General features: G+C 61.2%; 9 protein-coding genes and 1 pseudogene. 3 read left to right on the top strand and 7 right to left on the bottom strand.

Going from position 1 to position 11867, the window contains the following annotated elements:
• Positions 1-2: 2 nt before the first annotated feature.
• From LF252_RS00775 to LF252_RS00795, 5 genes are all read right to left on the bottom strand, one after another.
• Positions 3-1544 (bottom strand): TolC family protein, encoded by a 1542-nt coding sequence (locus LF252_RS00775; RefSeq protein ID WP_226266218.1) that lies wholly within the window; start codon positions 1542-1544, stop codon positions 3-5.
• The gene (locus LF252_RS00780; protein WP_226266220.1) at positions 1541-2926 is read right to left on the bottom strand and encodes an HlyD family secretion protein; all 1386 of its coding nucleotides are present in this window, start codon (positions 2924-2926) and stop codon (positions 1541-1543) included. The genes LF252_RS00775 and LF252_RS00780 overlap by 4 nt, the downstream gene beginning before the upstream one ends.
• Positions 2919-3932, bottom strand: coding sequence for an ABC transporter transmembrane domain-containing protein (locus LF252_RS00785; protein WP_226266222.1), 1014 nt, complete (start codon positions 3930-3932; stop codon positions 2919-2921). The genes LF252_RS00780 and LF252_RS00785 overlap by 8 nt, the downstream gene beginning before the upstream one ends.
• Positions 3933-4247: 315 nt before the next feature.
• Positions 4248-5264, bottom strand: coding sequence for an MBL fold metallo-hydrolase (locus LF252_RS00790; RefSeq protein WP_226266225.1), 1017 nt, complete (start codon positions 5262-5264; stop codon positions 4248-4250).
• 99 nt (positions 5265-5363) lie between these two features.
• Entirely contained in the window at positions 5364-5942 is a 579-nt protein-coding gene (locus LF252_RS00795; protein WP_226266227.1) for a hypothetical protein, read from the bottom strand.
• A 284-nt stretch (positions 5943-6226) separates the two neighbouring features.
• On the opposite strand from LF252_RS00795, the pseudogene LF252_RS00800 reads away from it, so the two are divergent.
• From LF252_RS00800 to LF252_RS00810, 3 genes and pseudogenes are all read left to right on the top strand, one after another.
• Positions 6227-6868, top strand: a pseudogene (locus LF252_RS00800) (Bax inhibitor-1/YccA family protein).
• Between the two features lie 169 nt (positions 6869-7037).
• Positions 7038-7694 carry a hypothetical protein gene (locus tag LF252_RS00805; protein WP_226266229.1) on the top strand — a complete coding sequence of 219 codons (657 nt, stop codon included), beginning with the start codon at positions 7038-7040 and terminating at the stop codon, positions 7692-7694.
• A gap of 80 nt (positions 7695-7774) precedes the next feature.
• Positions 7775-8944: a glucose-1-phosphate adenylyltransferase family protein gene (locus LF252_RS00810; protein ID WP_226266231.1), complete on the top strand. Its 1170-nt coding sequence runs from the start codon at positions 7775-7777 to the stop codon at positions 8942-8944.
• A 192-nt stretch (positions 8945-9136) separates the two neighbouring features.
• Here LF252_RS00810 and LF252_RS00815 read toward each other — a convergent pair whose 3' ends face one another.
• Together LF252_RS00815 and LF252_RS00820 are read right to left on the bottom strand one after the other, a co-directional pair.
• The gene (locus LF252_RS00815) at positions 9137-10975 is read right to left on the bottom strand and encodes a M61 family metallopeptidase (protein ID WP_226266233.1); all 1839 of its coding nucleotides are present in this window, start codon (positions 10973-10975) and stop codon (positions 9137-9139) included.
• Positions 10976-11130: 155 nt separating this feature from the next.
• The gene (locus LF252_RS00820; protein WP_226266235.1) at positions 11131-11772 is read right to left on the bottom strand and encodes a class I SAM-dependent methyltransferase; all 642 of its coding nucleotides are present in this window, start codon (positions 11770-11772) and stop codon (positions 11131-11133) included.
• Between the last annotated feature and the right edge of the window lie 95 nt (positions 11773-11867).

An 11867-nucleotide genomic window follows, 5' to 3' on the forward strand; every position in this document is an offset into this window, starting at 1 on the left:
CATCATTCTACTACGCCGGTGCCCACCGTGCGGGTGCCGGCGTAGTAGTACAGCTCGGCCAGCGTTTTCTCATAGCTGGCCCGCATGCTTTCCTGCTTCAGGCGCAGGTCGATGAGCTTGGTTTCGCGGGCGTTGATGAGAAACAGCGTGCTTTCGCCCAGTTCAAACTTCTGCAGCTCGGCGGCCAGCAGCTGGCGCTGGTTGGCAATGGCGCTGGCCTGCAGCTGCAGCTGCCGCTCGTAGGCTTTGAGGGCGTTGTAGCGGGAACCTACCTGGTTCTGAATGTTGCGGCGGCTATTTTGCTGCTCTAGGGAGGCATCCTGCACTTTCAGGCGGGTTTGCCAGAGCTTGCCCCGCTCTTTGCGCAGAAACAGTGGGAAGGCAAAGTCCACGCCCACCTTATAGTTGTTCAGGCCGAAGTCGTAGTACTTGGGCACCTCCGGGCGGTAAAAGTCGCCGCGGCTGAGCAGGTAGCCGCTCACATTCACGGTGGGCTTCAGCATCTCGCGGCGGTACCGCTCCTCCACGCTCAGTTGCCGGATTTTGGCGTCGAGCTTGAGCAGGGTGGGGTGGCGGCTGGTGGCAAAATCCAGCAGCTCCTCGTAACGCGCCGAGTCGACGGCTACGAGGGCGGGGCGCTGGGGCACGGCGTAAGCCGGTAGCTCGCCGGGCTGGCCGTCGCGGGTCCAGAGGTGGTTGCTGAGCAGCAAGCGGGCATTCTGCAGCTCCACCCGCAGCTGCTCATACTGCACCTGGCGGTCCTGCACCGTAATCTGGGCTTCTACCGAATCAATCGGAGCCTGGTCGCCGAGCTGGGCGCGGCGGCTGGTGGCCCGGAAGCGGGTATCGGCCAGTTGCACGCCCTCCTGAATCAGCACCATCTGCTGGTAGGTGTAGTACCACGTCCAGTAGTCCTTGGCCGCCTGCAGCCAGATTTCGTTGATCTGCTTTACCCGCTCGGCCTCGGCAGCGTCTACCATGATGCGGGCCTGGCGCAGGGTGCTGCGGCGTTCATCAATCAGCAGGCCCTGGCCCAGCGGCACCGACAGGCCTGCCACGGCCAGCCCGTCCAGCGGGGTGCGGTGCTCGGGGTTCACGTACGTGCCCACCATCCGGTCGTAGCCCACCTTCAGGTCGGCCCCGCCCAGCCACACCGGAATCTTCAACTCGTTGCCCCAGATGTTATAATAGTCAGTGCCACCAAACATCTTCCGATCGAAGCCGGAGGCTAGCTTGGGGTCGAAGCCGCCGCGGGCCTGCTGCACCTGCGAGCGGGCATCCTCACTGAGCAGGGCCGCCTGCTTCACTACCGGATGGTTGGCGAATACCAGCTCGGCCAAGTCCTGCAGCGAGAATATGCGGGCGGTGTCGGCCGGGGGGCGGTCCTGGGCCAGCTGGCTGGTTTGCAGGGGCGCGTGCTCCAGCCCCGACTTCTGCGTGGGCAGTCGGGGGGCCTGGGCGTGGGCAGCAGACGTCAGGAAAAGCAGGCCACCCACCAGGAAAGGCACCAGGGCCTTCACGATAGTTATGGGGTTGCGGCTCACTTTTTATCTGCTTTGGTTTTAATAGGAGCCTCATCGGGGGCTGCCTGTAGGCTGGGCGGGAAGCCGTTGAGCTGCCGCCAGATTTCATACCACACCGGTACCGAGTCCAGAATTACCCAGCCGTACACGCCCGAGCCCAGGCGCAACTGCGCCGGCCACTCGTGGTCTTTGTCGCCGGGTTGCTCGGGGTGGCGGTCGGGGCGCACCAGTAGGCGGTATTTGCCGTTGTTGCTGCTCACCACGTCAATTACCGTTACGGTACCGGCAAAGGTGCCCACGGCCACTGAGGGCCAACCCGAAAACTGCACCGCCGGCCAGCCATCAAACTGCAGCCGTACCTGCCGGCCGCGCTGAATCAGGGGCACATCCATGGCCCGCACGTACAGCTCGGCGGCCAGTACGGGCGCGTCGGGCTGCATGGTGGCAATGGACTCGCCCTCCTTGATGGTTTCGCCGATACCGGCCTTGAGCGTGCGCACCACGTAGCCGCTCTGGGGGGCGCGCACCACGTACAGGCCGCGGCGCACCTCCACGTTGCTGAGCTTGTTGCGCATGGCCGCCACCTCACCTTCCGAAGTAGCCTTGGAAGATTCGGTGGAGCTCCGGTCGGAGCGGGCTTTGGCCACGTCCTGCTCGTACTTGGCGCGCAGGTTGCTCAGCTCGATGCGGGCGTTGGCCAGGGCCTGCTGGCTGCTGGCTACCTTGTTGCGGGCGGCCGTTACCTTGGCCAAATCTTCCTGCAGCTTCAGGCGGCGGGTTTCAATATCGGTGAGGGAGAACAGGCCGTTCTTGTAGCCTTCCTCGTAGCGGGCCAGGCGGGCCCGGGCCGTTTCGTAGAAGTTGGTAGCCGCTACCAGGTCGGCCCGGTCAATGTTTAGGTAGTTCTCGGCCTGCTCCACCTTATTGCGGGCCGACTGCAGTTGCACTTCCAGGGTGGCGGTGAGGGCCACAATCTGCTGGTCAGTGGCGTTGATTTTGGCCTGGTAGGCTTCCACCGCGCCCTGCTTGGCGCTCAGTTGCTCGCGCAGGCGTTGGGGGAGGTTGGGGTCAAAATACTCGTCCTTGATTTCCGAAATGGTGAGCAGCGTGTCGCCGCGCTGTACCAGCTGGCCTTCGCGCACAAACCACTTCTCAATGCGGCCGGCAATCTGGTTCTGCACAGTTTGGGGGCGGTCCTGGGGGCGCAGGGTGGTAAGCGTACCGGCTCCTTCAATGGTTTGGCGCCAGGGCAGGAACAGGATGATAATGAAGATGATGCCAATGGCCACCATGATGCGGCCCAGGCGCTGCCCGCCGCGCGGGTCCAGTAATTCCTTGTGGGAACGGTCCAGCTCTTCGTGCCAGACGGTGCTGTCCACGTCTTGGTTCGATAGATTAAGCATGGGTTCCGGTGAGTTTCTTGTCGTCGAGGGGAAGGTCGGTTACTACGGCTAGCTTTTCTACGCCGGTCAGCATATCAAACACGGTGCTAACGCCCGTGGCCAGCTTTTCAATGGAGCCGCTGATTTGCACAATCAGCACCTCGGCGGCCACAAACTGGCCCAGCGTCATCTGGCGCGACACTACGAACAGCGTGCCGGCCACCAGCAGGCCACCGGTGAGCACCGTGCGTAGGGCCACGGCCCAGCCATAGTAGGTTTTGAGGGTCCGGAAATGCTCGTTGCGGGCTTTCAGGTAGCTGGCCGTCAGCTCGTCGGTGTGGTCCAGGGCCAGCTCCTGCTCCGCGGCGTTGTTGCGGAACCGGGGCAGGGCGGCGGCTACTTCTTCCAGCCACGCCACAGTTTTGTACTTGTACTTCGACTCCTTCAGGCTAGTGTCCAGGGCCCGGTTGTAATTGAGCCAGTAGATCAGGGCCAGCATCAGCAGCGTGAACAACCCAAACCCGATGAAGATGGGGTGGTAGAACGACAGCACGATGACGGCAAACAGAATCTGAATACCGGCAAACATCAGCTCAATGAGCATCTTGGTGAGGCCCTTCTGCACCGTTAGAATGTCGAAAAAGCGGTTTACCAACTCCGGTGGGTTTTCGCCTTCCAAAGCCTCGGGCTTGATGCGGGGCAGGCGGTAGGCATACTCAATGGCGGCCTTGGCAAACAGCCGCTGCTCAATGGATTCTACTAGCGTGAGCTGGCCAATTAGCAGCAGGCCGCCCAGCAGCACCCCACCCACTACCACGGCAATGAGAATGTAGGTGGAGCTGAACACGGCCCCGGTAGATACGAGGTTGAACACGGCCTGCGTACCCAGCGGCAGCGTGAGGCTGACCAGGCCGGTTACAATGGCATAAAACAGGATGTAGCGGATGGAGCGCCGCTCCGTGTCGAGAATGCGCGTAAAGCGCTGCCAGGGGGTTGGGGGAGGGTAGGGGAGGTTGTTGGAGGCCATGCAGAACAGAGTGACTGAGGCGCAACACCCTTGCTACGCGCCAGGCATACTACGTGGCAAACGGGCAAGAGAGCTGAACGGTAAGGAGGCGGAACACGGAGCCACACCCGGCAACGCGGTGCTGGCTGTTTCGGCACGTATCCACCCGCTCATTCGTCCATGTTGCTGTTCAGCTGCAAAATTACGGCACTGGCTCCCCGGTGATATTTAATTACTGTTAAAACGATATTAAATAGATTTAATCCAGCTAAGCGTGAAAAGCACCGTAGCTTGCTTACAGGACATACTTTTGTGGTGCTCGGGCTTCAAAGCAGGCTACTCCCAATCCTGCCAACGCAGCACTTCGCCCACGGCTGGAACGTGCAACTCGCCGCGCAGCATACCCCCGTTGGCCACCAGCTGCAGCTCCCGAATAGGCTCCGATGCCGGCTCGTCGCTGAGGTCGAAGGTGCCGTAGTGCATGGGTACGATGTGGCCCGCCCGCAGCAGGTTTACGGCTTTGGCGGCCTCGTGCGGGTTTACGTGGCTCATCTGCATCATGTACGGCGGCTTGTAGGCTCCAATGGGCATCAGCACAATATCCAGGGGGCCAAACTGCCGCTCAATTTCTTCGAAGTGCCCGGCCATGGCGGTGTCGCCGGCAAAGTAAATGGTGCGGCCATCGGGCAGGCGCAGCAGGAAGGAGCCCCAGAGCACGGTGTTCAGGTCCAGCAAGCCGCGGCGGTGCCAGTGGGAAGCGGGTAGGTAAAACAGCTCAAACGGCGCATCGGGACCCAGGTCAAACTGCTGCCACCAGCCGGCCTCCTGCACGGGCAGCGTAGGAGCCATACCGCGCAGCAGTCCGGCCATGCCCAGCGGCCCAAACGCCCGTAGCCCGGGGTTTTGCTGGCTGAGCATGCGCACCGATTTTTCGTCCAGATGGTCGCGGTGGCCGTGGCTGAGTAGCATATAGTCAATGCCCGTGAACTGCTCAACGGGGCAGGGGAGGACGTGGCGGCGGCGCAGCCCCAGCGACGAAAACAACACTGGGTCGAGTACGAGCAGCTTGCCGGCTATCCGCAGCAGAAACGAAGCGTGCCCAAGCCACACCAGCCCCTCGTCGGAGCCGCGCAGAAAGCTGGTGCAATCCGTTACTTCCGGCACCCAGGTATCAGCCTTTTTCTCCTCTTTCTGCGGGTTTTTGCTCAGCTGCCACTTCAACACCGTACCAAAGTTGGGTTCGTAGAGGGCCTCGCCGTTGCAGTACTCGCGGCCTATCATCTTGTTGCCGGGGTAGCCGGGTTTGATAATGGACAAGGCAGGGTTGGAAACAAAGCGCGGAGCAGCAGCCATACAACTGAAAAGAGAGGAAATCAGCCCAAAGAAACAGGTAAACAAGCGGGCAGCCCGAATCTGGTTCGGACTGCCCGCTGCAAATACTCAAAAAAGTGCCTAGTAGCCCACCGGCGCGCCCGGCCCGAACAGTGGGGAGTACCCGCCTCCTGGGTAGGCCGTGGTACCGTTGCTCACGCGCACCCCACCCGATACCGAAAAGTTCTCGGTGATGTGGTAATCGGCCCGCAGGTTCACGCCCGAGCCCAGGTTGCCGCCGAAGCCGACATAGGAATTTAACACGGGACCATTGGCTGGCGCGAGGTCCTTCCAGGCAGAGCCGGTAAGCGTAAGCCGCGGCGACACCAGGTACTGCCCACCGGCCTGCACTAGGTAATGATTGGTGGCCGTCGGCAGGCCCCGGCCGCTTTCCATGAACGGCGCATACGCCAGGCCCGGCACCGTACGCAGATAGGTAACGCCGCCAAATACAGCAAACCGCTTGGTCAGGGGTAGGGCTACCGTAGGGCTCAGGTACGTAGCTGAGCCGTAGCGCCCGGCAAATGCCGCCCCAGCCTGCAGGCTATACTGCGGCTGCAGCCCCAGCCGCTTCGGGGGTACTGGCTCGGTAATTTGGGCCCGGGCCGAAATGGCCAGCAGTAAGGCCGTGCCAGACAAAAGCAAAGTGCGAAGTAGCATACAAGAAGGTGGCAGCCACGCCAGAGCGCCGTGAACTGCTAAGGTACAAACGATAGCCGGGCTAGGCTAGTGCCCGCTGCCCTCTAAGAACCCTGAAGCGGTGCCAAGGTTGCGGCCACGAGGATAGTTCGTATACTTGAACAGGAGTAGCATTGCTCCTTGCTGTATTCCTCACTTTATCACCATTTAGAAGAATTATGGAGAACTTTCTGCCCGAAGAAACCAGCGGCCAGCCCACGTTGCAGCTCAGCGCCGAAGAGGCTTCGCAGATTCAGGGCGCCTTTATGCGGCAGGTGTACGGTTGGATGGCTGCCGCCTTGGCCCTCACCGGCGGGGTAGCCATGCTGGCTACCTCCTCCGAAACCCTGATGCAACTGCTCTTTGGCCATGTGGGCGTAGTGCTGGGGTTGTTTGTGGTGCAGTTGCTGCTGGTGGGCTTCCTGTCGCGCAAGGCGCTGGAGTGGTCGGTAGGCGTTACCTCGGCCGTATTTATGGCCTACGCCGTGCTTACGGGGCTAACTATAAGCGTGATTTTCCTGGTGTACACGCTGGGCTCTATTGCCTCCACGTTCTTCATTACGGCCGGCACTTTTGGCGCCATGAGCCTCTACGGCTACTTCACCCGCACCGACCTTACTCGCTGGGGTAACCTGCTGATGATGGGCTAGGTGGGGTTGATTCTGGCTTCGGTAGTAAACCTGTTCTGGCAGAATGATACGCTATACTGGGTGTCTACCTTTGTGGGCGTTATTCTGTTTGTAGCCCTCACGGCCTACGATACCCAGAAAATGAAAACCCTGGCTTTCCTGGGCGTCAACAATGAGGAGACAGACCGCAAAGCTGCCATTCTGGGGGCTCTTATCCTGTACCTCGACTTCATCAACCTGTTCCTATTGCTGCTGCGCATTTTCGGCCGTCGCCGCTAGCAGTGGCGAATTGCCAAGATTACTATTCGGCATCCTATAAGAGTAGGTAAAAGCGCCGCCGAAGCATTCCGGACATTGCTGAATGAGAAACAATCAGCAGCGCCCCGGAATGCTTCGGCGGCGCTTTCATCTGCAAAGTCCTCACGATTCAACAGGAATACCATTTAGTATGAGTGAGTTTCAAACGTATCAGCGCTTTCCGAACGTAGAAGTTGCGCAGCCCCTGCTGCAGTTGCTGCGCCAGCATGAAATTCCCTACGATACCAAGCTCGACCAGCCGCGCATCGACCCGTCGTTTGCCTTCAACCCAACCAGCACCTACTTTGTGGTGCAGGTGCGGCCGGCCGATTTTGATGCCGTACGGGCCCTGGAGCAAGCGGCCGACGACGAGCTGACCGCCACTGCTCCCGCCGACCACTACCTGTTCAGCTTTAGCGAAGCCGAGCTCCTGGACGTGCTGCTGAAAGCCGATGAATGGAGCAGTTTTGACGTGGCGCTGACGCGGCGCATTCTGCACCAACGCGGCCAGAGTGTGAGTCCGGCGCTACTGGAGCAGCTGCGGCAGCAACGGTTGCAGGATTTGGCCCAGCCCGAGCCCTCGCAAAAAGCGTGGGTGCTCTTCGGCTATGCGGTGGCCCTGCTGGGAGGGCTGGTGGCCATCTTTATCGGCTGGCATTTGTACAGTCATACCAAGCAGCTTCCCGATGGCCGCAAAGTGCAGGCCTTCAGTTCCCGGGACCGGGCGCATGGCCTGCGTATTCTGGTGCTGGGCACGGTGTGCTTTATCGGCTCGGTGGCTTTGAAACTGCTGCTGGACGAAAAGTAGGCGGGCCTCGTTAGGCGGCTTTCGGCGGTTAATCGGCGGGCTACGTAAGCAGGGGCACTACCAAGCCGTAGCTGCCGCTTATGCAAATTCCCGTTCTTAACCAGGCCCGCGGCACTCGTCTGCACGGCCAAAAGGTGCTGGCCCTGATTCTGGCCGGTGGCGAAGGCTCCCGCATGGGGCCGCTTACCCGGCACCGGGCCAAACCGGTGCTGCCCGTAGCAGGCACTTATCGGCTGATTGATTTCGTGCTGTCTAACTGCGTCAACTCGGGGCTGGCCGATGTGTGGGTGTTGGAATCTTACGAACTGCACACCCTCAATGACCACCTGGGCGGCGGCCGCCCCTGGGACCTGGACCGGACGTACGGTGGCCTGCGGGTGCTGCCCCCGGTAAGCGGGCCCGAGGGCGGCGGATTTGCCGGCGGCAACGCCGATGCCCTGTACCGGCAGCTGCCACTCATCCGGGAGTTTGCCCCCGATGTATTGCTGGTATTATCCGCCGACCACCTGTACACGCTGGACTACGGGCAGGTGCTGGCCGAGCATCTGCGGCGCAAGGCGCACCTCACGATGGTGACCACCACGGTGCCCCCGCATGATACCGCCACGCGCTTTGGCAACGTGCAGCTCACGCGGGGCGGCCGGGTGCGGCGCTTCGCCTATAAGCCCAAACGGGCCTTGTCGGATACCGTCACTACCGAGGTATTTCTGTACGATATGCCCACGCTCGAACGCACTCTGGAGCAACTGCACGCCCAGCATACCAACCTTAAGGATTATGGCGACTATCTGCTGCCTGCGCTGGTAAAAGGCGGCCGCGCGTATTGCTTTTCCCTGCAAAGCTACTGGCGTGATGTGGGCGTGCCGGAGGCGTACTGGCGGGCGCACATGGAGCTGCTGGATGGTAGCGGCATAACCCTGAATCAGCCCGATTGGCCTTTGTACACGTTGCCCGCCCCCCAAGTGCCCACCCGCATCTGCGCCAGTGCTCAGGTAACGGACAGCCTCATCGGGCCCGGCAGTACCATCCGAGGTACGGTTACCCGCAGTGTGTTAGGCCCCGGCGTGACGGTGGAAGAGGGCGCGACTCTGGAGGAGTGCGTACTGCTGGGTCACTGCCAAGTGTCCGCTGGGGTGCATCTACGCCGGGTGATAGTAGATACCGGCCACGACCTGCCCCCGAACCTACACTGGCGCGGCGAGCGGATCAAAATCATGGGTGATACGGGAGAAGAGAATGAGGCCGATTGATTAGAAACTGAACTTCATGCAGAGCCAGCGGCGAAGTATAAAGGCTGCCCTTGCACCATCAGTAGGCAAAATACTCTGCCTCAGAATGACTTTATAGTAAGTACACACAAAGCGAAGGACCTTGCCGCACCAGAATAAAGTATTCCAGCGTGGCAAGGTCCTTCGCGCATCTCAGAATGAAGGCAGAAAGCGCTATTTCTTGGCTTTCCCGTTCAGCCAGGCTGCGCGGAATTTCTTCTGGGCGTTGCTGACGGGGCGCTTGGCTTGTTCGTAGGTCACAACTTCCAGCGTGTTGTCTTCCTGCAGCGTGACGGAAGCCGTGCGCACCAAGCCTCGGGAACGAACCTCCACCGGCAGCACGTCGCCGGGCTTGTGGGCGGCCAGTAGCGCCTGCATTTCCTTGGCATTAGTAGGCTTGCGGCCGTCGATTTTCAACACTACATCTTCCCGGTCGAGGCCAGCCTGGTACAGGGGGCTGCCCAGCAGAGTAGTGCCCAGCATAGCCGTGCTGTCGGGGTTGAACTGCAAGCGGGCACCCAGGGTAGCCTGGCCAGCACGGGCCGGGCGTACCAGTAGGCCGGCCGGGGCCAGCAGCTCATCGTACTTCCAGGGCTCATGCCCCGTAATGTGCTGGCGGAAAAACTGCCCGGCAAAGGCCGTGTCCTTGGTTACGGTGCCCAGCACCCGCTGCAGGTCGCGCAGGGTGTAGGGCTTGGTGGGGGCGTAGTTTTGCTGCTGGCCATGCTCCTGCCACAAAGCCCGCATGTACGTGTCAAGGTCGGTTTTGAAGCGGCCGCGCAGCTCCAGGTCCAAGGCCAGGGCGTTGGCCGCGCCAATGTAGTAGTAGCTCAGGTAGGTGTTCGAGCGGTTGTTGGGGTCAATGGCGGCGGCGGCATCCACAAAGGGTGCCTGCTGGCTCATGTATACCGGCGAGTACCGTTTTGGGCCCGGCATCGTCAGCATGGCATCTACCATGCTGCTCAGGGCCTGCTGGCTGAATTGCTCATCGGTTTGCAGGCCGGCCCGGCGCATCAGCAGCATGCCGTAGTACTGCGTAAAGCCCTCGGCAAACCACAGGTTGCTGCTCATGTTGGCCCGCTGAAAATCAAACGGCTCCAGGTCCTGCGGGCGGATGCGCTCCACGTTCCAGCTATGGAAAAACTCGTGGGCCACGGTGCCCAGGTTGTCCATGGCACCCTGCCCGCGTAGGGGGCGGCTGCTGGTGAGGCTGGTGGAGTTGCGGTGCTCCATGCCGTCGCCGCTGGTTTGGGGCAGATAGTTGGCAATGAAGGTATAGCGCCCGAAATCGTATTCCGGCAAGCCCCCGAAAATGGCAGCGGCTTCCTTCACAATTTTTTGGGTATTGGCCGTGTAGGCATCTAGCTCGGCGGGTGTGCCATCGTGCAGCACCTGCAGCTCAATGGTGCGGCCCTGTTCCTGCCAGGTGCGCGTCTGCTGCGGCCCTAGGGAAGTGGGCGAGTCCATGAGGTACTGCAGGTTGGGGGCGGTCCACTGGCCGCCGGCTTCGGGCTTCAACTGCGAAGCCACCGTCCAGCCCTCCGGCAGTTGAAACTGCACCGCCGCGGGCCGCTGCTCCAGGCCCTGGGCATAGGCAAACGTGGCCGGCGCATTCAAATGGGCGTGGCGACTGTCGATACCCGCGTAGGTGCCATCCGTCCGGTCGCCAAACAGGGTGTAGGTAAATATTACTGTGCCGTCGTGGCCGGCCACCGTCCAGCCGTAGGGGTCGGACTTGTTTACCGACAGGGCCTGGCCTTTGGAATTGGTTGCCTGCACATCGTATACGTTCTTGGCAAACTCGTGCAGGGCGTAGCGGCCGGGCGAGGAGCGGGCCATGCGCACCTGCAGCGGCCCGGTCGGCATCTCCTTGAACGTAACTGTTACGCGGGCTTCGTGGTGCACGGCATTCGGAAAGGCCACGGCATACTGAACAGGGGCTTGGGCCTGAGCGGGGCGAGCCAGCGCCAGGGGCGCGGCCAGAGAAAGGAGTAAAGCGGCGGTTTTCCGCATCGTAGTCAGGGAAACAGGTAGAGGATGGATACAGACGCGAACCTACGGCTTTCCGTTGCTGGTTACTAGCGAGTAGAAGCCGAATATTGCTCAATAAGGTGCCGCTGATTCCGATGCTGCCGGAGTGATTGATGGCCTCAAACGCTTCGGCAGCCCTACCGCCACACACTCGCCTCTACCATCTGCCCAAAGAACTGCCCCACCAGTTGCTGGTGCAGGCCCAGCCGCCGCAACTCTGTCTCGATGGGTGGGCGTTGCCGGCCGCTGATGCCGGTGGTAAACCCGAAAAACCAGTACATCATCCGGAGCAGCACGCGGTGCCACCAGCGCCGGGGCGAGCCAAAATCGGCCAGAAGCCACACGCCGGCTGGAGCTAGAACCGTGTGTAGTCGCTCCACAATAGCCCGCAGCCGCTCGGGCGCAAACAGGTCCAGGAAAAAGAACGTGAGAATGGCAGCAAATTGCTCGGATGGCAGCAGCGCCGCTTCCGTGCCTAGGCGGAACTCTACCTGCGCCATTTGTTGCGGATGGTACTGCTGTAACCAGTGGCGGCTACGGGTCAGCATCTGGGGCGAGGCCTCCAGGTACAGAATGCGGGCGGTGGGGGTGCGCCGTAGTGTTTCGCCCAGTACCCAGCCCGTGCCGCCCCCAATTACCAGTACTCGGCCTGCACCAACTGGCAAACCCGCCTCCAGCGCCGCCTGTTGGGCTTGCCGGAGGGACGGGCCGTACACCAGGCGGGCTAGCGCATCATAAAAAGCCGCTACGGCATCAAAACCAGAATCGGGCAGGCGCATTATACAGGTATCAAAAACACAAAGAACCGTATTGTACGTGGGGAGTGAGCCGGCTGGCGGTGTACCACTGAGCACCTATTACCCGTATTACTGGG

The organism is Hymenobacter pini (assembly GCF_020421205.1).
Lineage (GTDB): Bacteria > Bacteroidota > Bacteroidia > Cytophagales > Hymenobacteraceae > Hymenobacter > Hymenobacter pini.